Origin of the sequence: Pseudomonas putida (assembly GCF_028682635.1) — a bacterium.
Taxonomy (GTDB): Bacteria; Pseudomonadota; Gammaproteobacteria; order Pseudomonadales; family Pseudomonadaceae; genus Aquipseudomonas; species Aquipseudomonas putida_AE.
In genome coordinates this window covers 158085-181898 of record NZ_JANHLK010000006.1, presented here as the reverse complement: position 1 = coordinate 181898, position 23814 = coordinate 158085, and the positions used below count along the sequence as shown (strand labels likewise).

At 62.1% G+C, this 23814-nt stretch carries 22 protein-coding genes; 11 read left to right on the top strand and 11 right to left on the bottom strand.

The window, feature by feature from the left end; genetic code table 11:
- Positions 1-33 precede the first annotated feature (33 nt).
- Positions 34-1371: a DEAD/DEAH box helicase gene (locus NPS56_RS10095; protein ID WP_274074486.1), complete on the bottom strand. Its 1338-nt coding sequence runs from the start codon at positions 1369-1371 to the stop codon at positions 34-36.
- A gap of 65 nt (positions 1372-1436) precedes the next feature.
- Positions 1437-2366: a drug/metabolite exporter YedA gene (gene yedA, locus NPS56_RS10090; protein WP_274074485.1), complete on the bottom strand. Its 930-nt coding sequence runs from the start codon at positions 2364-2366 to the stop codon at positions 1437-1439.
- A gap of 164 nt (positions 2367-2530) precedes the next feature.
- Between yedA and NPS56_RS10085 the strand changes: the two genes are divergently transcribed.
- Complete coding sequence (locus tag NPS56_RS10085) at positions 2531-2989, top strand: Lrp/AsnC family transcriptional regulator (protein WP_274074484.1); 459 nt, start codon at positions 2531-2533, stop codon at positions 2987-2989.
- A gap of 129 nt (positions 2990-3118) precedes the next feature.
- On the opposite strand, the gene NPS56_RS10080 is transcribed toward NPS56_RS10085, so the two are convergent.
- The 3 genes from NPS56_RS10080 to NPS56_RS10070 form a co-directional block, all read right to left on the bottom strand.
- Positions 3119-3724, bottom strand: a complete 606-nt coding sequence (locus NPS56_RS10080; RefSeq protein WP_274074483.1) for a 3'-5' exonuclease — start codon at positions 3722-3724, stop codon at positions 3119-3121.
- 22 nt (positions 3725-3746) lie between these two features.
- Positions 3747-4238 (bottom strand): NYN domain-containing protein, encoded by a 492-nt coding sequence (locus NPS56_RS10075; protein ID WP_178134372.1) that lies wholly within the window; start codon positions 4236-4238, stop codon positions 3747-3749.
- Between the two features lie 116 nt (positions 4239-4354).
- A complete protein-coding gene (locus NPS56_RS10070; RefSeq protein ID WP_274074482.1) occupies positions 4355-5122 on the bottom strand; it encodes a DUF2076 domain-containing protein in 768 nt (255 codons plus the stop codon).
- 178 nt (positions 5123-5300) lie between these two features.
- Between NPS56_RS10070 and NPS56_RS10065 the strand changes: the two genes are divergently transcribed.
- Both NPS56_RS10065 and NPS56_RS10060 read left to right on the top strand, forming a co-directional pair.
- Entirely contained in the window at positions 5301-5975 is a 675-nt protein-coding gene (locus NPS56_RS10065) for a YciC family protein (protein WP_274074481.1), read from the top strand.
- Positions 5976-6041: 66 nt separating this feature from the next.
- Complete coding sequence (locus NPS56_RS10060) at positions 6042-7130, top strand: endonuclease/exonuclease/phosphatase family protein (RefSeq protein ID WP_274074480.1); 1089 nt, start codon at positions 6042-6044, stop codon at positions 7128-7130.
- A 9-nt stretch (positions 7131-7139) separates the two neighbouring features.
- On the opposite strand, the gene hrpB is transcribed toward NPS56_RS10060, so the two are convergent.
- Entirely contained in the window at positions 7140-9659 is a 2520-nt protein-coding gene (gene hrpB, locus NPS56_RS10055) for an ATP-dependent helicase HrpB (RefSeq protein ID WP_274074479.1), read from the bottom strand.
- Between the two features lie 109 nt (positions 9660-9768).
- On the opposite strand from hrpB, the gene NPS56_RS10050 reads away from it, so the two are divergent.
- Together NPS56_RS10050 and NPS56_RS10045 are read left to right on the top strand one after the other, a co-directional pair.
- Positions 9769-10188, top strand: a complete 420-nt coding sequence (locus tag NPS56_RS10050; RefSeq protein ID WP_274074478.1) for a polyribonucleotide nucleotidyltransferase — start codon at positions 9769-9771, stop codon at positions 10186-10188.
- A 29-nt stretch (positions 10189-10217) separates the two neighbouring features.
- Positions 10218-11123, top strand: a complete 906-nt coding sequence (locus NPS56_RS10045) for a cation diffusion facilitator family transporter (RefSeq protein WP_274074477.1) — start codon at positions 10218-10220, stop codon at positions 11121-11123.
- 66 nt (positions 11124-11189) lie between these two features.
- Here NPS56_RS10045 and NPS56_RS10040 read toward each other — a convergent pair whose 3' ends face one another.
- Positions 11190-12125: a DUF6515 family protein gene (locus NPS56_RS10040; RefSeq protein WP_274074476.1), complete on the bottom strand. Its 936-nt coding sequence runs from the start codon at positions 12123-12125 to the stop codon at positions 11190-11192.
- 435 nt (positions 12126-12560) lie between these two features.
- On the opposite strand from NPS56_RS10040, the gene NPS56_RS10035 reads away from it, so the two are divergent.
- Together NPS56_RS10035 and NPS56_RS10030 are read left to right on the top strand one after the other, a co-directional pair.
- The gene (locus tag NPS56_RS10035) at positions 12561-13040 is read left to right on the top strand and encodes an Lrp/AsnC family transcriptional regulator (protein WP_007894448.1); all 480 of its coding nucleotides are present in this window, start codon (positions 12561-12563) and stop codon (positions 13038-13040) included.
- Between the two features lie 197 nt (positions 13041-13237).
- Entirely contained in the window at positions 13238-13447 is a 210-nt protein-coding gene (locus NPS56_RS10030; RefSeq protein WP_046815823.1) for a DUF2788 domain-containing protein, read from the top strand.
- Here NPS56_RS10030 and NPS56_RS10025 read toward each other — a convergent pair.
- The 4 genes from NPS56_RS10025 to NPS56_RS10010 form a co-directional block, all read right to left on the bottom strand.
- Positions 13442-14077 carry a pseudouridine synthase gene (locus NPS56_RS10025; protein WP_274074475.1) on the bottom strand — a complete coding sequence of 212 codons (636 nt, stop codon included), beginning with the start codon at positions 14075-14077 and terminating at the stop codon, positions 13442-13444. The two genes, NPS56_RS10030 and NPS56_RS10025, sit on opposite strands and share 6 nt — an antisense overlap.
- 69 nt (positions 14078-14146) lie before the next feature.
- Positions 14147-15646 (bottom strand): AMP nucleosidase, encoded by a 1500-nt coding sequence (gene amn, locus NPS56_RS10020; protein WP_274074474.1) that lies wholly within the window; start codon positions 15644-15646, stop codon positions 14147-14149.
- A gap of 149 nt (positions 15647-15795) precedes the next feature.
- On the bottom strand, positions 15796-17445 hold the full coding sequence (locus NPS56_RS10015; RefSeq protein ID WP_274074473.1) for an acyl-CoA dehydrogenase family protein: 1650 nt from the start codon (positions 17443-17445) through the stop codon (positions 15796-15798).
- Positions 17446-17519: 74 nt separating this feature from the next.
- Positions 17520-19904, bottom strand: a complete 2385-nt coding sequence (locus tag NPS56_RS10010; protein WP_274074472.1) for a hybrid sensor histidine kinase/response regulator — start codon at positions 19902-19904, stop codon at positions 17520-17522.
- Between the two features lie 304 nt (positions 19905-20208).
- On the opposite strand from NPS56_RS10010, the gene NPS56_RS10005 reads away from it, so the two are divergent.
- The 4 genes from NPS56_RS10005 to NPS56_RS09990 all read left to right on the top strand — a co-directional run bounded on the left by NPS56_RS10005 (position 20209) and on the right by NPS56_RS09990 (position 23728).
- The gene (locus NPS56_RS10005) at positions 20209-21006 is read left to right on the top strand and encodes a hydroxymethylpyrimidine/phosphomethylpyrimidine kinase (protein ID WP_046815827.1); all 798 of its coding nucleotides are present in this window, start codon (positions 20209-20211) and stop codon (positions 21004-21006) included.
- A gap of 18 nt (positions 21007-21024) precedes the next feature.
- Positions 21025-21648, top strand: a complete 624-nt coding sequence (gene thiE, locus NPS56_RS10000) for a thiamine phosphate synthase (RefSeq protein WP_274074471.1) — start codon at positions 21025-21027, stop codon at positions 21646-21648.
- Between the two features lie 16 nt (positions 21649-21664).
- A complete protein-coding gene (gene hemL, locus NPS56_RS09995) occupies positions 21665-22948 on the top strand; it encodes a glutamate-1-semialdehyde 2,1-aminomutase (RefSeq protein ID WP_008066019.1) in 1284 nt (427 codons plus the stop codon).
- Between the two features lie 225 nt (positions 22949-23173).
- Complete coding sequence (locus NPS56_RS09990) at positions 23174-23728, top strand: tetratricopeptide repeat protein (protein ID WP_274074470.1); 555 nt, start codon at positions 23174-23176, stop codon at positions 23726-23728.
- The last annotated feature ends 86 nt before the right edge of the window (positions 23729-23814 follow it).

The window sequence follows — 23814 nt, the reverse complement described above, 5'->3', positions numbered from 1 at the left end:
TGGCGATGACGGCCTAACAGACGCCGCCGCTAATCAAGGTTTGCGCTTACGCGGCCCAGTATTGAACACCGGAACTTTGCGCACAGGTTTTATCGAAGGCTCCGCCGGCGCAACCTCTCCGCTGTCCACCCACTTGCCCAGATTGCGCTTGCCGCCACCACCCGAAGCCTTGGGCTTCTTCGGTTTCTTCGGCTTCTTGACCACCTGGCCACTGGCATCGGTGTCCGGCACGCGATGCTCAGGCTCGAAGTCCGGCTCGTTCTGACGCTTGAGCGTCTGGCGGGTCAACATCTCGATGGCCGACAGCAGATTCACTTCATCGGCGCACACCAGGGAAATCGCCTCGCCGGTCGCCCCCGCGCGCCCGGTACGACCGATGCGGTGGATGTAATCCTCGGCCACGATCGGCAAGTCGAAGTTGACCACCAGTGGCAAGTCTTCAATATCCAGGCCTCGGGCCGCGACGTCGGTGGCAACGAGGATCTGCACTTCGCTGAGCTTGAAGCGGTCCAGCGCGCGCTGACGGGTCGCCTGGGGTTTGTCACCGTGAATGCCGTCGGCGTTGATGCCCAGGCCCTGGAGTTTTTCCACCAGCGCGTCCACGCCGTTGCGGGTCTTGGCGAACACCAGTACCTGCTTCCACTTGCCCTTGCGCATCAGGTGCACGAACAGCTCCGGCTTGCGCTTCTTGTCCACCGTCACGATCCACTGCTTGACCGTATTGGCGGCGACGTTGCGCGGGCTGACTTCGATGCTCAGCGGATCATTGAGCATTTGCCCGGCCAGCAGGCGGATGTCGTCGGAGAAGGTGGCGGAGAACAGCAGGGTCTGGCGCTTCTTCGGCAACGCCTTGTAGATATTCGCCAGTTCCTCGGAGAAACCCAGGTCGAGCATGCGATCGGCTTCGTCCAGCACCAGGGTTTGCAGCTGATTGAACTTCAGTGCGTTCTGGCGGAACAGGTCGAGCAGACGGCCCGGGGTCGCCACCAGCAGGTCGACACCGCTACGCAGCTTCATCATTTGCGGGTTGATGCTGACGCCGCCATACACCGCGTAGGTGCGCAGCGGCAGGTTCTCGGCATATTGGCGCACCGCTTCGTGAACCTGCTCGGCCAGCTCCCGGGTCGGCACCAGAATCAGCGCACGCACCGAGTTGGCGGCGACTTTCGGCCCTTCCATCGCCAGCAACTGCAGAAGCGGCAAGGCGAAACCGGCGGTCTTGCCGGTGCCGGTCTGGGCGGCGGCCATCAGGTCGCGACCGGCCAGCACCGCCGGTATGGCTTGCGCCTGAACCGGCGTCGGAGTCTGGTAGCCGAGCGTCTCAAGGGAGCGCAGCAAGGGTTCGATCAGGCCAAGGGTGGCGAAAGTCATGGGAGTACCGTAGGAAAATTCAGCGCGATTGTGCAGAAGGAGTGTGCAATGCCGCGCAGTTTACCCTAATTCACACGGGATTCTGTCGGCACTGCCTTGACCACTGGCCGTTCCGGTGTGCGGCGCCATTGCGGCAGGCCAATCAGCACCACGGCACTGATGATCACCAACATGGCCAGCGCTTCCTCGATGCCGATGGTTTCGCCGACAAACACGATCCCCAGCAACACGGCCACCGCCGGGTTGACGTAGGCATAACTGGTGGCCGCCGCCGGACGCACATGCTTGAGCAGATACATGTAGGCATTGAAGGCAATGATCGAACCGAACACGGTCAGGTACGCCAGCGCCGCCCAGCCCTCGATGGGCGGCATCTGCTCCAGGCGTTCACCGCTCACGGCACTACCGATCAGCAACACCACGCCGCCCACCAGCATTTCCACGGCGCTGGCCATGGCGCCTTGAGGCAACGGCAAGTGTTTGCTCCACACCGAGCCGAACGCCCAGGTGGCCGCGGCAAAGATCAGCAACGCCGCACCCAGCGGACTCGATTGCAGGTTGGAGCCCAGGTTGAGCATGGCAATGCCGATCATGCCGAGCGCAATCCCGGCCCATTCGAGACGGGTATTACGCGCGCCCCAGAAATATCCACAGAGCAAGGTGAACAGCGGCACCGTCGCCACGGCCAGCGCGGCGACACCGGACGCCACGCCCGTGTGTTCAGCCAGGCTAACACCGCCGTTACCGCAAGCCAGCAGCAACACACCGATGATCCCGGCGGCTTTCCATTGCGCCCAGGTCGGGGCCGGCGCTCCGCGCCAGCGCAGGAAGGCATACATCAGCGTCCCGGCGATCACGAAGCGAATCCCCGCCAACAGCAACGGCGGCCAGTACTCCACACCGATGCGGATCACCAGGTAGGTCGAGCCCCAAATCACGTACAACGCGAAAAAGGCAGCGATTAACGGCAAGGGAAAACGACGTAGACCAGGCATGGGGGGCAGCTCACAGGCAGGACAAGTGAACAGCTATTTTAGAAAGGCCTACACAGGAAAATAAGTTACAAAACCTGTTTAAAGCATCAGTACACTTTTCAAAACACGGAGTTCAGCGCTATAAACCGTGTTTTCGAAAGTCCGTTATTTTCAGGAGTTCGACCGTGGACAAATATGACCGCATGCTGCTCAGCGCCCTGCTGGAAAATGGTCGCGCGTCATATGCCGACCTGGCGCGCAAGGTCAACCTCTCCGCCCCGGCCGTGGCCGAACGCGTGGCCAAGCTCGAATCCAGCGGCGTGATCACCGGTTACCAGGCGAAAGTCGACATGGCCAAGCTCGGGCTGCCGATCCAGTGCGTGATCGAATTGCGCCTGAACCAGCATGGCAACCAGAAGGCCTACGACGACCTGATCAAGATCCCGCAGCTGACTGAATGCCACCGGGTGACCGGCGATCCGTGCGTGATCATGCAGGCGGCGGTGGGTTCGATGCCGGAGCTGGAGGAGTTGATCAACCGGATTGCCACGTTTGGTTTCAGCAAGACGTCGATTGTGCTGTCGAGTGCCATCGAAAAGCGTGTGCCGTTGGGGCATATCGAGGGCAACGGTAAACAAGGCTGACATCAACCCATTTCAATGTGGGAGCCAGCCTGCTGGCGATTGCGGTGGATCAGCCAACCAAGAGGTTGAATGACACCCCGTAATCGCCAGCAGGCTGGCTCCCACAAGGGTTACTTGCAGGACTCGGGATCAGCGATAGCGCTTGAGATGCTCACCCACTTTCGCTGCCGGCACTTTCTGCAACTTGCACAGCAGATCATGGGACAGCTCACTCAACCCGTGCTTTTGCCGCAACTCCCCGGCCAGGTGCGTCAGCAGGTTGGCCGCCATCTCGGCATCGGCCATGGCCCGGTGAGCCTTGCCGGTGTGGGGCAGGTTGGCGAAGGTGGTGAGGGTGCCGAGTTTGTGGTTCGGTGCCGCAGGCATCAGGCGACGCGCCAGCAGGAGCGAGCAGGCAAAGTTCTGCAAGCGCGTGCGTTTGATTCGCCCCAGCTCGAAGTCCCAGAACTTCTGGTCGAATGCCGCGTTGTGCGCCAGCAGTGGCGTGGTGCCGACAAACTCGTTGACCTCGTTCATCACCTGCTCCGCCGGAGGCGCAGTGCGCAACATGGCGTTGCTGATACCGGTCAGTTGTTCGATGAAGCCCGGGACGCGCACGCCGGCGTTCATCAGGCTCTGGTAACGCTCGACGATGCGCCCTTGCTCGAGGATCACCACGGCAATTTCCGTGGCCCGGCAGCTGCTGCTCGGAGAGATCCCGGTGGTTTCAAAGTCGATGACTGCTATGCGTTCCAAACCTGTTTCAACTCCGTAAAAATCAATTCTTGAGCAGCAACGCGCCTTCGATCGGCACATAGCGGCTGGCGGCGCGGATCAGCGAGTTGGCCGTGAGGCCCGGCACCCCGTAGGCCACCGCTTGCACCCCGTGTTTGCTGATGATGCGCTCCAGCAGCATGTCGAAATCACCGTCGCCAGAGGCCAGCACCACTTCATCGACATGGTCGGCCGCGTCCATGATGTCGAGGGTGATGCCCACGTCCCAGTCGCCCTTGGCCGAGCCGTCGCTGCGCTGGATATAGGGCTTGAGCTTCACGGTGAAACCGAGGTTGCGCAGGATCTGCTGGAACTGCTGCTGCTTGCTGTCGCCACGATCGATCGCGTAGGCGTAGGCCTCGACGATCTCGCCCTGCTTGCTGATGTCAGCCCACAACGCGGCATAGTTGAAGTGGCAACCATAAGCCTGGCGCACGGTGTAGTAGAGGTTCTGGACATCGGCGAACACTGCGATTTTTTTCACCGGACACCTCATTAACGCGCAGGCAGGATCAGGCACCAGGCCCGAAAAGTCGCCCAGTATGCCAGCCAAGAGGTGAGTTTCGCGAATAATCGGCCCGGAGCGCCGCAGCGCCCCGGACGAATGGCGAATCAGACGAAGGAGTCGTCGTCACCGCCGAAGAACGATGAGCTGTCATCGCTGTAGTCGGCGTCGGCAAAACCGCCCTGGTCGTTGCCGTAGGTATCATTGCCGGCCATGCGCTGGTCATCGCCCCAGCCAGTGTTGCCCTGGTCGTTGACCTGGGCCGGTTCTTCCTTGATGACTTCGACGACTTCCTGCGCTGGCTGGTTGTGGTGGAACAGGCTGCTGATACCTTGTGCCAGCATCACGCCACCCGCCACACCAGCCGCTGTTTTCAGCGCACCGCCGAGAAAGCCGCTGCCCGCCGCTGCTGGGGCCTGTTGCTGGGGTGCATAGCCCTGCTGTGGAGCAGCACCGAAGTTCTGCGGCGGCTGTGCGTTGAACGACGGACGCGCCGGCTCACGCCAGCCGCCGCCACTGGTTGCCGCCGGTTGCGCAGGCGCAGGCTGCGGATCACGGCTGCCGCCACCAAAGATGCTCGACAAAAAGCCACCGCTGCTCGGCGCCGGAGCGGATGTTTGCGCCTTGGCCTGTTGCAGTTCGGCCTGCAATTGCTGGATTTGCGCCGTCAGTTGTTTGTTCTGTCCGTCGAGGCTCTTGATCGCCGCCTCTTGCACCAGGATCGCCTGGGTCATGAAATAACCTGCCGCCGGTTGGCGCACCAGGTGTTCCTTGATCCGCGCCTCGGCCTGGGCGTCGCGCGGGGCTGAGTCCGCCTCGGCCTGTAGCAGCCGGGAAAACAGTCCATCGATCAGGGTTTGTTCTTCGCTGTTCATGGCGACCTCGTAGATTGCCGGGAAAATCGTTGCCTTTACCCTCAAAGGATAAGGTGCCCGACCTTAATGGAGGCTGAAACAAGTTGTTTCAATGACCTTTACCGAACGTTTACGTTTGCGCCCTCCCGCGTTTCATCGGTTAAAGTGGGCCACTGCTTTCAACCAGCGATACCAACTGATGAATCCGTTCGATGTACTGCGTGACTCCTTGTATTTCTTCAAACGCAATCTGCGCCAGATCGTGCAGCTGTGCCTGCCGTTGGTGATCATCGAGGCCCTGTTGCAACAAGTGGTCGACCGCTCCACCGAGCCGGACAGTTTTCCGGGCATCAGTGTGATCGTCGGCTTGCTGGTCTATCCGCTGTACACCGCCGCCCTGATCCTGTTCCTCGACGCCCGCAGCCGTGGCGAATCGCCAAGCAATCGCGAGCTGCTGTCGAGGTCCGCTTATCTGTGGCCGCGTTTCGCCCTGCTGACCGCCCTGAACACCCTGCTGATCCTGCTCGGCCTGTCGCTGTACTTCCTGCCGGGCATCTGGCTGATGGTGACCCTGGCCTTCGGCGAGTACCTGCTGGTGCTGCGCGGTCTGGCGCCCTTGCAGGCCATGAAGGAAAGCCTGCGCCTGACCCGCGGCCATTTCATGCGCATCCTGGTGTGCATCCTGTGTGTGATGGGGCCCTTGTGGCTGCTCAAGGGCGCCACATTGGCAGCGTACCCCGAGCCGCAGAACCCGGTGATCTCGCTGCTGATCGACAGCGCCCACAGCTTCCTGCAGCTGTTCACCAGCGTGGTGCTGTTCCGCCTGTTCATGCTGATCAGCGAGGTGCCGGAAAAAATCGATGGGCCACGTTGACCGTGGGCGACCGCCCGTCAGTCGGGTATGCTCGGGGTCAACTTCCGTAACGCGATAAGCCGAGCCATGACCCGACTGCTGCGCTACACCTTGCTGGGATTGTTGATCGTCATCGGCTTGACCGGCGTGGCGGTCTACAGCCTGACCTGGCGCCCCGAGGCCCGGGAAACAGCGCCAGTCAGCTGCACCCAGGCGCCCACCCTCGCACCAACCCTGGCACCGGGTCAGGCACTGAAGGTCATGACCTGGAACGTCCAGTACCTGGCGGGCAAGCGTTACGTGTTCTGGAATGACCTGGCCGCCGGCACCGACGATTCCCCCACGCCGGAAGACATGGCCTTCAGCCTCGATGAAGTGGCGCGCGTGATTCGTGACGAGCAACCGGACGTCGTGCTGCTGCAGGAACTCGATGACGGCGCCAAGGCCAGCGACTACCAGAACCAGCTCAAACTGTTGCAGGAGCGGCTCGCCGACCTTTACCCATGCAGTGCCCAGGCCTTCGACTGGAAGGCTGACTTCGTGCCCAACCCGCATATTTTCGGTAGCGTCGGCCGGCAGTTGGCGACCCTGAGCCGCTATCAGATCGAGCACGCCGAGCGCCTGCAATTGCCGATCACTTCGGCCAATCCGATCAGCCGCCAGTTCCAACCGAAAAACGCCTTGCTGGTGACGTACCTGCCCTTGAGCGACGGTGGCCAGCTCGCGGTCCTCAACACCCATCTGGACCGTGCGAGCCAACCTGACGAGACGCTGCAGGCACAGGTCGCGGCCGTGGCCAAGGTCCTCGACAAGTTCGAAAGCCGCGGCACGCCCTGGCTGATCGGTGGCGACTTCAACCTGCTGCCGCTGGGGCAATACCAGCGCCTGCCCAACGAACAGCGCACCCCCTACTCCGCCGACAGCGCCCTGCATCTGTTGTGGGACAAGTACCCGATGATCCCCACCAATAACGAGTCCGGCGGGATCGACCGCGCGCGCTGGCTGACCCATTACCCGAACGATGCCGGGTTGAACGGCCCGGACCGGACCGTCGACTATCTGTTCTACAGCCCGCGGATCAAACGGGTCGAGGCGATGGTCCGGCAGGACGACACCCTGCGCATCTCCGATCACCTGCCGGTGATTGCGCGGTTCCTGCTGCCCGCCGCGCCGTAGCGTGCCGCGTCATTGCTTGCGCGGCTTGATCCGTGCCGTGGCTTCGGCCACCAGCGGGTCGTCCGGCCAGTAATGTTTCGGGTAGCGTCCCTTCAAGTCTTTTTTCACCTCGGCGTAGGTGCTGCGCCAGAAGTTCGCGAGGTCCTGGGTCACCTGCACCGGCCGCCGCGCCGGGGACAGCAAATGCAGCTTGACCACTTGCCGGCCACCGGCGATGCGCGGGGTTTCGGCCAGGCCGAACAATTCCTGCAAGCGCACCGCCAGGATCGGCGGCTGTTCGCTGTAGTCCAGACGAATCGATGAACCCGATGGTACGCTCAAGTGGTGGGGCGCCAGCTCGTCCAGCCGTTGCGGCATTGGCCATGGCAACAGGTTGTGAACGATGCTCGAGAGGTCGAGATTGGCGAAATGACTGAGCCGCGAGACTTTGCCCAGATACGGCATCAGCCAGTGCTCAAGGTTGTTCAGCAGCGCAGCGTCGCTGACATCCGGCCAATCGCTTTCGCCCTTGCCGCCCAGGTCAAGCTGGCGCAACAACGCCACTCGAGCCTGCCACTGGCGCAACTCCGGGGTCCACGGCAACAGCTCCAGGCCTTTGCGCCGCACCAGATTCACCAATGCCTGGCTGCGGGCGCTTTCATCGAGGCCGGTGAGCGGTTCGCGGCTGAGAATGAGCTCACCGACCTTGCGTTGGCGCTCGGCCCGCAGCACGCCTTCGCGCTCATCCCAGTCCAGTTGATCGACGCAACGCACCTGTTCGGCCAGTACCGAGTCGAACAACGCCGGATCGAAATCCGCCGCCAGATAGATCCGCTCTTCACGTTGGCCCTGGCGGCTGCCGAGGTCGGCGATTACCAGCCACGGCTGCTTCATCAGGCTGTCGGCTTCGGCAAACAGCGCCGCACGACCGTTGGCCAGGCGATACTCGGCACCGCCGGCACGGCGTTGCTGGGCGACGCGGTCGGGATAGGCCAAGGCCAGTAACGCCCCGAGCCAGCGCGGATGGTCGAGGTCGCTGACCGGCTCCGATGCCTTGCCGCGCAGATAACCGCGATACTGCCGCGCCAGTTGCCGGGCGCGTTGTACGCCACCCTGGGTACCCCGGGAGGCGCGCTGCTCGCCGGACAGCAAGGCCAAGCGGCTGTGCAAATCGGCGCCAGCGCCACGCAAGATGTCGCGCTCGCCAAGCAATGCCGCGACATCGCACGCCATGTCGGCCAGGCCGAGCGCCTGTCCTCGCAATAACAAGTGCGCGATGCGCGGGTGCGCCGGCAGTTCGGCCATGGCCTGACCGTGACGGGTCAGCGCTTCGCCATCCAACGCGCCCAGACGAACCAGCAAGTCCTGAGCCTGTGCATAAGCGGCGGTCGGCGGCACATCAAGCCAAACAAGCTGCCCCGGCGTCACGCCCCAACGCGCCAGCTGCAGCGCCAGCCCGGCGAGATCCGCCGAGAGTATTTCCGCACTGCCATAAGCCGCCAATTGTTCGTGCTGATCCTGGGACCACAAGCGATAGCACACCCCCGGTTCCAGTCGCCCTGCCCGGCCCGCACGCTGGGTCGCGCTGGCCTTGGAAATGCGCTGGGTGTCGAGGCGGGTCATGCCGCTGCCGGGGTCGAAACGCGGCACCCGCGCCAACCCTGCATCGATCACCACGCGCACGCCGTCGATGGTCAGGCTGGTCTCGGCGATGTTGGTGGCCAGCACCACTTTGCGTTGGCCCGGCGGCGCCGGATCGATCGCCGCCCGTTGCGCGGCGAGGTCCAGTTCGCCGTGCAACGGGCAGAGCAAGACCTGAGGACTATCGCCCAGCGCATCGGCCAGTTGTTGATGCACGCGACGGATCTCGGCCTGCCCCGGCAGGAACACCAGCACGCTGCCGCTTTCATCGTTCAAGGCTTCGAGGATGGTCTGCACCAGCCGTGGTTCAATGAATTCACCGGCCTGGAACGGCCGGCCCCAGCGCATCGCCACCGGGTACATGCGGCCTTCGCTGCGCAGGATCGGCGCGTCGTCCAGCAAACCGGCCAGCCGCTCGCCTTCCAGGGTGGCCGACATCAAGAGGATTTTGAGCGGCTGATCGTCGCGGAACAGTTCTCGGCCATTGAGGCTCAGGGCCAGCGCCAGATCGGCGTCGAGGCTGCGCTCGTGGAACTCGTCGAAGATCAACAGGCCCACGCCCTCCAGCGCCGGATCGTCCTGCAGACGCCGGGTGAGAATGCCTTCGGTGACCACTTCGATACGGGTGTTGGGGCCGACCTTGCTGTCGAGCCGAATGCGATAACCCACGGTTTCGCCGACCTTCTCGCCCAGTTCACTGGCCAGGCGCTCCGCCGCTGCCCGCGCGGCCAGACGGCGCGGTTCAAGCATCAGGACGGTCTGCCCGGCCAGCCAAGGCTCGTTGAGCAAGGCCAGGGGCACACGGGTGGTCTTACCGGCGCCGGGCGGTGCTTCGAGCACGGCTTCGTGGCGTGTCGCCAGGGCTTCACGCAGGGCAGGTAAAACTTCATCAATCGGCAAAGAAATCATGCTGGCTCCCAAACAGAGGCGCGAGTATAACGGCGAACTGCCCAGTGTTCGTTGCGGTCCTAATTCATATCGACGACGCTTCGTTTTGAGATTACCCAGGAGATTTCATATGCGTGTTCCCTTTCGCCTGATCGGCGGCGTTCTGGTCGCGACCCTGCTGACCCAACTGACTGCCTGCGGTTCGATCTTCTATCCGGATCGTCGTGGCCAGATCGATGGCAAGATCGACCCGGCCATTGCCGTGCTCGATGCCGTGGGCCTGCTGTTCTACATCATCCCCGGCCTGATCGCGTTTGCCGTGGACTTCGCCACGGGTGCGATCTACTTCGAACCGGGCAAGACGGCCCAGGTCGATCCGGAAAAACTCAAGGACGCCATTGGCGCGGACGGCAAGGTCGATAACCTCAAGTTGCAGTCTATTCTGCAGCGTGAACTGGGCCGCAGCTTGCCGCTGGACGATCCACGCCTGATCCAGTCCAAGGGCAGCGCCCAGCAACTGGCCATGTTCGGCCTGCAACCCGCCGCGTAATCGGGGCACGACAAGGAACATCCGCACCCATGATCTCCAGCGACGAACATGCCCGCCTGCTGCGGCTGGCGACCCGCGCCTCGGTGGCGGTGGCCTGCACGCTGATCGTCGCCAAAGCCATCGCCTGGTGGCTGAGCGGGTCGGTGAGCATGCTCGCCGGGTTGACCGACTCGGCACTCGACGGCGTAACCTCGCTGCTCAACTTGCTGGCGGTGCACTACGCCTTGCGCCCGGCCGATGACGACCATCGTTACGGACATGGCAAGGCCGAGTCGCTGGCAGGCATGGCCCAGGCGCTGTTCATTGGCGGCAGTGCGGTGTTGATTGCGCTACAGGCAGTGGACCGGCTCAAGCATCCGGAACCGGTGGGTGCACCGTGGATCAGCATCGGCGTGATCGTGTTTTCGCTGGGCCTGACCCTGGCGCTGCTGATGTTGCAGCATCGAGTAGTCAAGGCCACCGGTTCCAACGCCGTGCGCGCCGACTCCCTGCATTACCGTTCGGACATGCTGCTCAATGGCAGCATCCTGGTGGCGCTGGTGCTCGCCGGGTTTGGCTGGCATCGGGTCGACCCCTGGTTCGGCCTGGGGATTGCCGCGTACATCCTCTGGAGCGCGATCACGATTGCCAGGGAAAGTTTTGCCGTGTTGATGGACGAAGAGCTGCCGCCGGATGTCAGCCAGCACATGCTGGAACTGGCCTGCAGCGTGCCGGGGGTGTTGGGTGCCCATGATTTGCGGACAAGGATTTCCGGCAACCAATGGTTTGTGCAGTTGCACCTGGAGTTGCCGGGGGAGCTGACCCTGTCAGTTGCCCACGGCATCAGCGATCAGGCCGCCGATGCAATTCATGCCGCCTACCCGCGGGCCGAAGTGCTGGTGCACGCGGATCCGATAAAGGCAGTTTCAAGCTCCAAGCTTGAAGCTACAAGATGAAGGCTTAGCGCTGACTTGTAGCTTGTTGCTTGAAGCTTGTAGCTTGTAGCTTGTAGCTTGTAGCTGCTACTGAACCCCATAACCGCGACTGCTCAGGCATCCGCCCTGGGCCTGGCGGTAGGTCTGCACCACCGTCGGGTCCGGTTGATAAGTATCGACCCGCGGGTCAAAACCACTCTGCTCGACCGCCCAGCGGTAGCAATCGTAGCCATCCTGGTTGACCTGCTCCGGTGACTGGCCGCTGGCCGGATAGGCCTCCACATCGTAGCCATTGCCACTCGCCAACGGTTGGCCGGGCGGCTCGACCACCACGTAATCCTGAGTGCTTTCCTGATAGGCGTAATAGGACCCCGCCGCCAGGAACAGCAACGATCCACCGATCCAGACTTCACGGGCGTAATCGGGCAGATACTGGATGCGAATCCCGCGCGGCGGCTGCACCACCACATAACGCGGACCTTGCGGGCGATACCAGTAGCCGCCGGAGTAGTAGTAATCCCGGCCCCCATAGGGCACTCGGTAGTCGCGGTCGGGGAAGCGGTCGATCACGTGCCCCGGACGATATTGCGGGCCGGGGCCCCATCCATTGCCGTGGCCACTGGGGCGACCCTGCCAATGGTTACTGTCATTGGACGGTGCGCCTATGTAGCCATTCCAGTGCTGGTTGGTATCGTTGCGCCGCGGCTCGTCCTGATAGTAACCACGCCGCGGCGGCTGAGTCTGTTGTACCGTGTCCGGTCGAGGCTGGATGGGCAGGTCATTGGCCGGCAGTTGCGGCGGTGGTGGCGGCGAGCGCACCCGGCTGTTGTAATCCGGCGCTGGATGGTTTTGCCCTTGGCTATTGTTGTGCGGATTTTGATTCTGGCCGTTGTCCTGATGTCCGCCGCCCCCGTGTTGTCCGCCATCAGGGCCGCGGTTTTGCGGCTGGTCGGCCAACGATTGCGCGCTGACACTGACACATAACAAACCAACACCGGCCAAACGCCAGATGCGCGATCTCATGCTTTTCCTCAATGCGGGTCAGGGCCTGTACGTAAGACTGGAAATGCACAGGCCGGTTCTGCAACAGGTTATCAGTCGCGCAACTTATTTATTGAGGGCGGGCGGCAAATGGCGCGCAAGAAAAAGGGGAGACCCGTCGGCCTCCCCTTGAGAACTTCGTCCGTGCTCGACGCTTTTGACGTCGGCTCACCTCACGCCGTCTTCTGGACAGTGTGCAGCTCGGGGGCCAGCACATCCCCTGTGGGGGTGGCGACCGCGGCGGGCCTGATTCGGCGGGCCGCATTGGACTGTTTGTCCGAGCAGTGATTCTGGTGATAAGAATAGGCCTGGAGCACCGGCAGAGGATTGCGAAGATTGCTGAAATAAACATCACTTGCGCAATTTTTAACCCCGGATAGATAATCTGTCGCAATAGTTATGACAAGGGACCGTTTGATGAGCAAACTCGACCGATACGACCTGAGCATTCTGGCTGAATTGCAGCGTGACGCGCGCATTTCCAACCAGGAGCTGGCCGAACGCATCGGCCTGTCGCCTTCACCCTGCTCTCGGCGGGTCAAGCAACTGGAGGACGATGGCTACATTACCCGCCAGGTGGCCCTGCTCGACCGCAAAATGCTCGGCTTGAGCCTGACGGCGTACGTACTGATCGGCATGGACCGGCACACGCCGGAGCGCTTCGAAAACTTCGAAGCCGCCATCCGCACCTTGCCGCAGGTACTGGAATGCAGCCTGGTGACCGGGATGGATGCCGATTACCAACTCAAGGTGGTGGTGCCGGACATGGACCATTATCAGAAATTGCTGCTGGGGCACCTGACACGGATTGAGGGGGTGACCAGTGTGCGTTCGAGTTTTGTGTTGAACCAGGTGTTGAATAGCACCGAATTGCCTTTGACCCATCTGCGCAGTTGAGGACGCCTTCGCTGGCAAGCCAGCTCCTACAGGGTTTCATTTGCGCTGGAGATTCATTGTAGGAGCTGGCTTGCCAGCGAAGGGGCCAGCACAGGCGACGAATAGCTGCGACACACTGCCGCAGGTCAACTCCCAGCCAATGTCCATTGGCGTATACTCCGCGCGCCCTTTCAGCCTCGCCCGCGCGGAGATGTTCAATGGATCCTGCAGTTTTTGAAGAGTGGATGATGACCGGCCTGGTCAGCATCCTGATCATTTTCATGGGTTTCATCGTCTGGGATCTGGCGAAGAAGTCCAAGGCCGGGCGGTTCGGCTCGTTCATCCTGTTTTTCGTGCTGGGGCTTGGCGTGGCGGCATTCGTCATCAAGAGCGTGGTGATCGGCCTGATCGAAACTGGCACTTTATAAGCGCGCCGGCACCTCTTTCCACTGGCCCTGATCGAGCCCCTCGATCGACCAGTCACCGATCCTGACCCGCACCAGCCGCAACGTCGGCAACCCGACCGCCGCGGTCATGCGGCGCACCTGCCGGTTGCGGCCTTCGCGAATCACCAGCTCCAGCCAATAGGTCGGCACACTTTTACGAAAGCGTACCGGCGGGTTGCGCGGCCACAACTGCGGCTCATCCAGTTGCCGCGCCTCGGCAGGCAGGGTCATGCCATCGTTCAATTCGACACCGTCACGCAAGCGCTGCAACTGCTCGGCGCTCGGCTCGCCTTCGACCTGCACCCAGTAGGTCTTGGCCAGTTTGTGTTTCGGGTCGGCGATGCGCGCCTGCAATTGGCCGTCGTTGGTCAGCAGCAGCAGGCCTTCGCTGTCGCGGTCCAGCCGTCCGGCGGGGTAGATCCCCGGAATGTCGATGTAGTCCTTGAGGGTCGCGCGCCCTTCTGCATCGCTGAATTGCGTCAGCACATCGAAGGGCTTGTTGAACAGGATCAACTTGGGCGCGGCCGGCGGCGCCTTGGCGACACGGCGCGGGGCTGTGGGGGATGGCTTTGCGCCAGGGCGGCGGGAAACAGGACGTGGCGGACGGGACATGGCGGACAAACATCTAACGGTCAGGGCTGCCAATGCTAGTAGCCCGACCGTTAAATGACCATCGCCAAATCAGCGGAATGGCGGCTCGTCGAAGCTGCGCAGCTTGCGCGAGTGCAACGAGTTGAGCTCGGTGCGCAGCAGATCCACGGCTTCGATGCCGATTTTCAAGTGCTGGCTGACCGCGCGTTCGTAGAAGGCGTTGGCCGAACCTGGCAACTTGATCTCGCTGTGCAGGGGTTTGTCCGACACGCACAGCAGCGTGCCGTAAGGTACCCGCAAGCGATAACCCTGGGCCGCGATCGTGCCGCTTTCCATGTCCACCGCCACCGCGCGGGACAGGTTGATCAGCGGCCGCTCCTGGGCCCAGCGCAGCTCCCAGTTACGATCGTCGTAAGTCAGTACGGTGCCGGTGCGCAGGCGCTTTTTCAGTTCGTCGCCCTTCTCGCCGGTGATGTTGGCCGCTGCCTGCTGAAGCGCAAGCTGCACTTCGGCCAAGGCCGGAATCGGAATGTTCGGCGGCACCACCCGGTCGAGAATGCCGTCACGGCGCATATAGGCGTGAGCCAGCACGTAGTCGCCAATGGTCTGCGACTGGCGCAGGCCACCACAGTGGCCGATCATCAGCCAGCAATGCGGACGCAGCACCGCCAGGTGGTCAGTGATGTTCTTGGCGTTGGACGGACCGACGCCGATATTGACCAGGGTCACGCCGTGACCGTCAGTGGCGATCAGGTGGTAGGCCGGCATCTGGTAGCGATGCCAGACCACGCCAGCGGCAATCGCCGAGGCTTCGCCGTGATCCATGCTCTTTTCGATGATCACGTTACCCGGCAGCACCATGCGCACGAAGCGCGGGTCGTTGCGCAATTGCTCCAGGCCATGGACGATGAACTGGTCGACGTATCGGTGATAGTTGGTCAGCAGGATCCACGGCTGTACATGCCGCCAGTCGCTGCCGGTGTAATGCACCAGGCGGCGCAGGGAAAAATCCACCCGGGCGGCATCGAACAGCGCCAATGGCAGCGGGTCGGTGTTTTCCCAATCGTACAAACCGTCGGCAATACCGTCGGTCGCCGCCGACAGGTCGGTACTCGGGAACACCCGCGCCAGCACGGCGGCGGTGACACCGGAACCGGCCAACTCATCGCCCTGCTCGACCACGTACGGATAAGGAATGTTCTGCTGGCTGACACCGACCTCTACGGTCACGGTGAAGTCGTGCATCAACGGCACGAGCTGCTCCAGCAGGTATTTACGGAACGCGGCGGGATGGGTGACGGTGACGCTGTAGGTGCCCGGCAACTGGACCTTGGCGTAGGCGCGCGTGGTCTGCGGGACTTCGCCCTGGCAGTGGTAGGTCAGACGCAGTTCGGGATAACGAAACATCGCCCGTTGTTCGGCGTCCGGCTCGACACGATCCTTGAGATAACGCTTGAGCGCCTGGTTCAGCGCGGTGGTTGCACGATTGTGCAAGAGCGCAAGCCGGTCTACAGCTTGCTCGGCGGTTTGAACGACAATAAAAGCTTCGGTCACGATCAGCATCCTGTGTTCTGACTTGCAGGCCTTCATCTTGCCTGTATCGTCGCTTCACGGGAACCCTGTGGGAGCGGGCTCGCTCGCGAAAGCGGTGTCCCATTCAACATTGATGTTGACTGACAGTCCGCCTTCGCGAGCAAGCCCGCTCCCACAATGGTTTTGTAGTGTTCGTGAACCTGAGTTCAGAATCCTTGCGGGGTGGACCGGGCGACTATCGCCTCCACATCCACTCCTCGCGGCAACCCACCGTAAACCCGGCCGCCACCCTTCAGACGACTGGCGATAAACCCATCACTCACCGCCGCGTTCCCCGCCTCCAGCAACAGCTTGGCCTGTAACCCAAGCGCAATATCCTCGGTCAATTGCCGCGCACGGTACTGAATGTCGCTGGTGTCCTTGAAAGCGCTCTGCAGCTGGCTGATGTGCGCGGCCAGGCGTTTGTCGCCATGACCATCGCCCAACTCGCTGAACAGCGCATCGAGCACACCCGGCTCCTTGGACAGGGCTCGCAGCACATCGAGACATTGCACGTTGCCGGAGCCTTCCCATGTCGAGTTCACCGGCGCCTCGCGGTACAGGCGTGGCAGGATGCTGTCTTCGACGTATCCCGCGCCGCCCATGCACTCGGCGGCTTCGTTGATCATGGCCGGCGCGCGTTTGCAGATCCAGTACTTGCCCACCGCCGTCACCAGCCGGGCGAACTTCGCTTCCCGTGCGTTTTCCAGATGATCCAGCGCCTGGCCCATGCGCAGGCTCAAGGCCAGGGCGGCCTCGCTTTCCAGCGCCAGGTCGGCCAGCACGTTCTGCATCAAGGGCTGTTCGCTGAGCAACTTGCCGCCAACGCTGCGGTGGGCGCAATGATGGCTGGCCTGGGTCAGTGCCTGGCGCATCAACGAACTTGAGCCGACCATGCAATCGAAACGGGTCATGGCGACCATCTCGATGATCGTCGGCACGCCGCGCCCCTCTTCACCGACCATCCACGCCAGGGCACCGCGAAACTCCACTTCGCTGGAAGCGTTGGAGCAGTTGCCGAGTTTGTTTTTCAGGCGCTGGATGTAGAACTGATTGCGCGTATCGTCCGGACGATGTCGCGGCAGCAGGAAACAGGTCAGCCCCTTGTCCGTCTGCGCCAGCGTCAGGAAGGCATCGCACATGGGCGCCGAACAGAACCACTTGTGCCCCACCAGTTCGTACGCCTGGCCCGGACCGCTGGCGCCCACGGGATAAGCCTTGGTGGTGTTGGCGCGGACATCGGTGCCGCCTTGCTTCTCGGTCATCGCCATGCCGATGGTGACGCCGGCCTTGTGGGCCATGCCGACATTGCGCGGGTCATACTCGGTGGACAGAATCTTTGGCAGCCATTGATCTGCCAGGTCCGGTTGCAGGCGCATCGCCGGAACACTGGCAAACGTCATGGTCAGCGGGCAGCCACTGCCGGCTTCGGCCTGACTGTGCAAGTACGTCATGGAGGCGCGGGCGACATGGGCACCGTCCTGCGGATGAGCCCAGGGCAACGAAGTCAGGCCATGGCCGACCGCCGTGCGCATCAACTCGTGATAGGCCGGATGAAACTCCACCAGGTCGATGCGATGACCGTAGCGGTCATGGCTGCTGAACACCGGTTTGTTCTGGTTGGCCAGAAAGCCAGCTTCCATCAATGGTCCGCCGGCCAGCGCTCCGTATGCGTCAATCCGCGATTCGGCCCAACCGGCCCCGAAGCGCCGCGACCATTCCTGTAGCGGCAAATCGATGCGGTACAGGTTGGCGCCGTCCAGCGAGGGCGGCTGGTTGGTGACTTCGTGGGTTTCGGCGAACTGATGCAGGTTCATGACGGGGCTCCTTTGGTCAGCCAAGGGACTTCAGTTAAGCACCGCCCCTTGGCCGAACAAAGTGTCATATCTGCCTAACTGTCGGCACTTTCGCCCTGTTCAGTACAGAGCACTCGACGATAAAGCGCGGCTTGCAAGTCCTCGAACTTCACCGGTTTGCTCAAATGGTCGATCTGCGCGCCGCTCGGGCAGCGCTCCCGGTCGGTACCCAGGGCGATCATGAACACCGGCAGTTGCGCGCAACCGGGCATTGCCCGGATCTCGCAGCACACGGAAACGCCGTCCAAAGACTGCAACTGACAATCGACCAGCACCGCATCGAACGTTTCACGCTGCAGCAAATCGAGCGCGGCGTGACCGCTGTCAGCCGTGCGCACACGGAATCCGAGCTTGAGCAACATACCGCGCATCACCAACTGATTGACGTTGCTGTCATCCACCAGCAATACGCTGCAATCCTGGGGCAGGCGCATTTGTGCCAACTGCCGCATCGCGAGTGGCGTGGCAGACCGCTCCGGTGCCGGCAGGTCAAATTCGACGTCAAGCTGAAACCGGCTGCCACGCCCAGGCTCGGAGCGGTGTGTCAGGCGCCCGCCAAGCAGCTCCACTAATTGTCGGCAGATGGCCAGGCCGACACCCAGCCCGCCGTACTCGCGCGTCATCGAACCGTCGAGCTGGAAGAAGCGCTGATACATCGTCGCCTCCCCAAGGTCGGTGAAGCCGATACCGGTGTCGATCACCGCAAAGGACAACGCCAGTCGCTCGGGGTTGAGCGTTTTCCCCGTGACCCGCAGCGCCAGTCCGCCGACCCGGGTGAACTTGATGGCGTTATCCAGCAGGCACTCCAGGCATTGCGCCAACTTGGCGCTGTCGCCGTGCAGGCGATCCGGCACACCCGGTGCCACATCGACCTTGAAGTCCAGCGATTTGCTCGAGGCATTGCCGTCGAACTGTGCGCGCAAGGCCTCGACCACGGCGCGCAAACTGAAGGTGGACGGGGTCGCCTGGAGCTTGCCCGCCTGCAACTCGGTGAGGGTGAGAATGCCATTGACCATACGCATCATGTCCCGCGCCGACCCCGCGGCCGTTTGCTGATATTGCTCCAGCTCAGGATCCATCTCGACGGTCTGCATCAGCTCCAGCGACCCGATCACGCCATTCATGGGTGTGCGCAACTCGTGGGTCAGGGTGGCGAGAAATTCGTCCTTGAGCTTGTTGCTGTGCGCCAGTTGCTGGTTAAGCACCTCAAGCTTTTGCCCCGCCTCGAGCAGGGTTTGCGCCTGCTGCTCGCGCATGGCGTTGATGCGGTCGGCCAGGGCCATGGACAGGAGCGCCACTTCGATGGCCGAGCCAATCTGGCTGGAGTACATGGTCAGGAACACGTTCGGCAGGTAACCCAGCACCATCAAGGTATTGATGATGCCGCCGAGCAGAAACGCCGACCAGGCAATGATGAAATATCGCGCGACCCGCAAGCCACGCAGCCAGGCAAAAATCCCCGCGGCAAAGATCACCACCGTGAAAGTCAGTGCCAGGGTCGTGGCCAGGCGCAACGCCAGGGCGTAGCTGGTCATCAGGGACAACCCGACTACCAACGCGCCGAACGCCACCAACGCCAACAGCAAGCGGTCCATCCAGCGGCTGAGGGTAGCGGTCTGCAGGAAGCTGCGGGCGAACTGGCTGCCGAACAACCCGGCGCAACCGATGAAAAACGGCGTCGAGGCGTTGGCCCACCAGGGATTGTCTGGCCAGAAGTACTGCACGGCGGCGCCGTTCACCGACAGCTGATACAAGCCGAACGAGGCGATGTAGAAGATGTAGTAGAGGTAGCTGGTATCGCGCACGCTGAGGTAGATGAACAGGTTGTAGACCAGCATCCCCAGCAGTACACCGTAGATAAGCCCCAGCACATAGAGGCGCACCGGCTGGTCTTCGAGATACGCCGTGCTGGACCACAGCGTGACCGGCGCCTGGATCGACCCCTGGCTTTGCAGGCGCAGGTACAGGGTTTGCGCCTGGTCAGGGGTAAAATCCACAGTGAACAGGTAGTTGTTCTGGCGGATTTCGCGACTGTCGAACGGCAAGGCATCGCCGGTTTGCCTGGCCAATTCATAGTTTCCGCTTGCATCAGGCAGATACAGGTCGAGGTGATCGAGCGGTGGGTACGCCAATTCCAGCAGCCAGGTCCTTTGCGCAGCCGGGTTGGTCGGGCGGTAATGCAGATCGATTTTCAGCCAGAACACCGAACGCGAGTAACCGGCGTTGAGGGTGGCTTTATCATGCGCCTTGAAGTTGCCGGCCGCGGCCTGCGCACGGACATCCGCGACGGTCAACTGACCACCGACATCTTCAAACACTTGCAGGGTTCGCCCGAGGGGAAGGCTTTGGGTGAGTTCATTGAACTCAACGGCGTTCGCCAAGAGGGGCAAACACAACACAAACATCAGCAAATAGCGCATTCATGCCCCAGCGTGGCCTGTCCGGTCCTGTCAGGAAGCCCCCCATTCCTTTTGAGTAGACGTAAGACCGGTGATACCTGTTATTGGTTTGGATCCACTCTAGCATAGCCGTTGATGGCTAATGAGCACTACCAAAATTTTTCCTACAAAGGCTCTAGCACGGGCGTTCCAGCGAAGATTATTGAGATAGAGCCCGCGCCCCATGTAGGAGCTGCCGAAGGCTGCGATCTTTTGAAGGTCGCGCAGCTGTCTGCGGTTATGCGCACGCACCGAAAAAAGATGTTTGGTGGTAAGCTCGCGCACCATGAATATCTACAGCTCTCGCCCCGTTGTCCTCTGTCTCTCCGGCCACGACCCAAGTGGTGGCGCCGGCTTGCAGGCAGATATCGAAGCCTTGCTCGCTCAGGGTTGCCATGCGGCTCCGGCCGTCACCGCCCTGACCGTGCAAGACACTGTCAATGTCACTGATTTCCGCGTGCTCGACCGTGAGTGGGTGTTGGCCCAGGCCAACGCCGTGCTCAACGATTCCGAAGTCGCGGCCGTCAAGCTCGGCATGCTCGGTTCCCTGGAGATGGTCGACACCGTGGTCGAACTGCTCTCGGCGCACCCGCACTTGCCGGTGGTCTGTGACCCGGTGCTGCGTGCCGGCGGCGGCGGTCGCCTGGGCAAGGACGAAGTCGGCTACGCCATGCGCGAACGCCTGCTGCCGCTCTCGATCATCGCCACCCCCAACCTTCCCGAAGCCCGGATCCTCGCCGAACTGCCGGAAGGCACCGCGGACCAGTGCGCTGAAAAACTCCTGCCGTTCGTCAAACACCTGCTGATCACCGGCGGCCATGGCGACGAAACCGAAATCCACAACCGCCTGTACAGCCGCGATGGCTTGCGCGAAACCTACACCTGCCAACGCCTGCCCGGCAGTTATCACGGTTCGGGTTGCACCCTGGCCAGTGCCCTTGCCGGCCGTCTGGCCCAAGGTGAAAACCTCGCCAGCGCCGTACAGACTGCACTTAACTACACATGGCGCACCCTGCGCGATGCGGAGCAGTTGGGCAAAGGCCAATTCGTGCCACGCCGCCTGCCTCTGGACTTCTGTTCGTAACGCCATGAGGCCTGCTCGATGAAACTACGTGGCCTGTACGCCATTACCGACAGCCAGTTGCTGGCCGGTAAATTCCTTTCGTACGTGGAGGCGGCGCTGGAAGGCGGCGTCACCCTGCTGCAGTATCGCGACAAGAGCAGCGATGAAGCCCGTCGACTGCGCGAGGCCGAGGCCCTGCGCGATCTGTGCGAACGCTACAAGACCCGATTGATCATCAACGACGACGCCGAGCTCGCCGCACGCCTGAACGTGGGAGTGCATCTGGGCCAGACCGATGGCCCGCTGTCGCCGACCCGCGCCCTGCTCGGCTCCAAAGCCATCATCGGCTCAACTTGCCACGCGCAACTCGAACTGGCCGAGCAAGCTGCCAGGGAGGGCGCCACTTATGTCGCCTTCGGCCGCTTCTTCAATTCCACCACCAAGCCCGGCGCACCGACCTGCAGCCTCGACTTGCTCGACCAGGCCCGCAAGCAGTTGCACCTGCCGATCTGCGCGATCGGCGGCATCACCCTGGACAACGCCGCCCCGCTGGTGGCCCACGGCGTCGATCTGCTGGCGGTGGTGCATGGCCTGTTCGGCGCCCAGAGCACGGCTGAAGTGACCCGCCGCGCCCGCGCCTTCAACGAACTACTAAAAATCTGATTTTGAGAGCCCGATCATGTCCCGTTCCGAAACGCTGTTTGCCAATGCCCAGAAACACATTCCCGGTGGCGTGAACTCGCCGGTTCGCGCGTTCAAGAGCGTTGGCGGCACGCCGTTGTTCTTCAAGCACGCCGAAGGCGCCTACGTCACCGATGAAGACGACAAGCGTTATGTGGATTACGTCGGCTCCTGGGGCCCGATGATCCTCGGCCACAGCCACCCGGATGTCCTGGACGCCGTGCGCAAGCAGCTTGAACACGGCTTGTCCTATGGCGCACCGACCGAGATGGAAACCCAGATGGCTGATCTGGTCTGCTCGCTAGTGCCCTCGATGGAAATGGTGCGCATGGTCAGCTCCGGCACCGAAGCGACCATGAGCGCAATCCGCCTGGCCCGTGGTTTCACCGGTCGCGACAGCATCATCAAGTTCGAAGGCTGCTACCACGGTCACTCCGACAGCCTGCTGGTCAAGGCCGGCTCCGGCGCCCTGACCCAAGGCGTGCCGAGCTCGGCGGGTGTACCGGCGGCGTTCGCCAAACACACCCTGACCCTGCCGTTCAACGACATCGATGCGGTTGAAGCCATGCTCGCCGAAGTCGGCCAGGACGTGGCGTGCATCATCGTCGAGCCGGTCGCCGGCAACATGAACTGCGTGCCACCGGCCCCAGGCTTCCTCGAAGGCCTGCGGACCCTGTGCGACAAGCACGGCGTGGTGCTGATTTTCGACGAAGTGATGACCGGTTTCCGTGTTGCCCTCGGCGGCGCCCAGGCTCACTACGGCGTGACACCAGACCTGACCACCTTCGGCAAGATCATCGGCGGCGGCATGCCGGTGGGTTGCTTCGGCGGCAAGCGCGAAATCATGTCGCGCATCGCCCCGCTGGGTCCGGTCTATCAAGCCGGTACATTGTCGGGTAACCCGCTGGCGATGGCGGCGGGCCTGACCACCTTGCGCCTGATCAGCCGCCCGGGCTTCCACGACGAACTGACCGACTACACCACTCGCCTGCTCGACGGCTTGCAAGTGCGTGCCGATGCGGCAGGCATTCCCTTTGTGACCACCCAGGCCGGCGGCATGTTCGGCCTGTACTTCAGTGGCGCCGACGACATCGTGACCTTCGATGACGTGATGGCCAGCGACGCAGCCTTGTTCGGCCGCTTCTTCCACCTGATGCTGGAAGGTGGCGTGTACCTGGCGCCAAGCGCTTTCGAAGCTGGCTTCACCTCGATCGCCCACGGCGAAGCCGAGTTGAAACTGACCCTGGATGCCGCCGAGCGCGCATTTGCTGCACTGAAGTAACGCCGTAGCGCTGACGCTGGCCATAACCAGCGTCAGCTTTTGCCTACGCTCCTGCCCTTTTTCCTACTCATCTGCTAATAATCCCGAACAAAGTGGGCGATATATTTCCCGCGCAGCAGAAAAACGAGTAAAGACTTTGTAAGGTTGGCCCTGCTTATTTCATAATGCGCGCTTATTGGATCCCCTCGATGGGTCCGCGCGCCCCTCAGAGGTAAGTCGATTCCCATGAACCGCACCGGCCGCGCCCTTTCACTGGGCTGCCTGTTGCTCCTTCAGCCCCTGCTCGCGCTCGCACAAGCAGGCGGTAACTCGTTGTTAATCCCAGCGATGGGTCGCTGCACCCTCAATACCCAGCCGCAAGACCTGGCCCAGGCACTTGCCGCCTGCCAGAAAGCGTCGGATGAAGGGGATGCTCAAGCGCAATACGAGTTGGGTGAGTTCTACTACGACGGTAAAAACGCGCCACGCGATCTCAATAAAGCCTTGAGCTACTTCGAAAAGGCCTCGCTGCAAGGCCACGCCCAGGCCCAATTCAAACTCGGCACCATGTTCTTTCATGGCGAAGGCGTACCGGCCAATAACATTCAGGCGTATATCGTGCTGAAGATGGCCGCGGTCAACGGCGCGGAAGAAGCGCTCGACACCGCCGACGAAGTCGCCGAACAAATGCCCCGCCAGGAACTGGAAGTCGCCACCCAGGTGCTGGGGCAAATTTTCCGTAAATACCTGATGGAATTGCAGAGCGCCGATGGGCGTACGCCGTTCGCGCCGCTTCCCTGATTTCTGTATTGATCTGTCTGGCCCCTTCGCGAGCAAGCCCGCTCCCACATTCAATCTCTTCACTGGAGATCCATTGTGGGAGCGGG

Bases quoted from the DNA above. Each gene is read 5' to 3' on its own strand.
- yedA (WP_274074485.1), bottom strand. From the start codon at position 2,366: ATGCCTGGTCTACGTCGTTTTCCCTTGCCGTTAATCGCTGCCTTTTTC.
- NPS56_RS10015 (WP_274074473.1), bottom strand. From the start codon at position 17,445: ATGAACCTGCATCAGTTCGCCGAAACCCACGAAGTCACCAACCAGCCG.
- amn (WP_274074474.1), bottom strand. From the start codon at position 15,646: ATGAAGGCCTGCAAGTCAGAACACAGGATGCTGATCGTGACCGAAGCT.
- NPS56_RS10075 (WP_178134372.1), bottom strand. From the start codon at position 4,238: ATGAGGTGTCCGGTGAAAAAAATCGCAGTGTTCGCCGATGTCCAGAAC.
- NPS56_RS10065 (WP_274074481.1), top strand. From the start codon at position 5,301: ATGAATCCGTTCGATGTACTGCGTGACTCCTTGTATTTCTTCAAACGC.
- NPS56_RS10060 (WP_274074480.1), top strand. From the start codon at position 6,042: ATGACCCGACTGCTGCGCTACACCTTGCTGGGATTGTTGATCGTCATC.
- hemL (WP_008066019.1), top strand. From the start codon at position 21,665: ATGTCCCGTTCCGAAACGCTGTTTGCCAATGCCCAGAAACACATTCCC.
- NPS56_RS09990 (WP_274074470.1), top strand. From the start codon at position 23,174: ATGAACCGCACCGGCCGCGCCCTTTCACTGGGCTGCCTGTTGCTCCTT.
- NPS56_RS10005 (WP_046815827.1), top strand. From the start codon at position 20,209: ATGAATATCTACAGCTCTCGCCCCGTTGTCCTCTGTCTCTCCGGCCAC.
- NPS56_RS10010 (WP_274074472.1), bottom strand. From the start codon at position 19,904: ATGCGCTATTTGCTGATGTTTGTGTTGTGTTTGCCCCTCTTGGCGAAC.
- NPS56_RS10035 (WP_007894448.1), top strand. From the start codon at position 12,561: ATGAGCAAACTCGACCGATACGACCTGAGCATTCTGGCTGAATTGCAG.
- NPS56_RS10025 (WP_274074475.1), bottom strand. From the start codon at position 14,077: ATGTCCCGTCCGCCACGTCCTGTTTCCCGCCGCCCTGGCGCAAAGCCA.
- thiE (WP_274074471.1), top strand. From the start codon at position 21,025: ATGAAACTACGTGGCCTGTACGCCATTACCGACAGCCAGTTGCTGGCC.
- hrpB (WP_274074479.1), bottom strand. From the start codon at position 9,659: ATGATTTCTTTGCCGATTGATGAAGTTTTACCTGCCCTGCGTGAAGCC.
- NPS56_RS10040 (WP_274074476.1), bottom strand. From the start codon at position 12,125: ATGAGATCGCGCATCTGGCGTTTGGCCGGTGTTGGTTTGTTATGTGTC.
- NPS56_RS10050 (WP_274074478.1), top strand. From the start codon at position 9,769: ATGCGTGTTCCCTTTCGCCTGATCGGCGGCGTTCTGGTCGCGACCCTG.
- NPS56_RS10030 (WP_046815823.1), top strand. From the start codon at position 13,238: ATGGATCCTGCAGTTTTTGAAGAGTGGATGATGACCGGCCTGGTCAGC.
- NPS56_RS10095 (WP_274074486.1), bottom strand. From the start codon at position 1,371: ATGACTTTCGCCACCCTTGGCCTGATCGAACCCTTGCTGCGCTCCCTT.
- NPS56_RS10070 (WP_274074482.1), bottom strand. From the start codon at position 5,122: ATGAACAGCGAAGAACAAACCCTGATCGATGGACTGTTTTCCCGGCTG.
- NPS56_RS10045 (WP_274074477.1), top strand. From the start codon at position 10,218: ATGATCTCCAGCGACGAACATGCCCGCCTGCTGCGGCTGGCGACCCGC.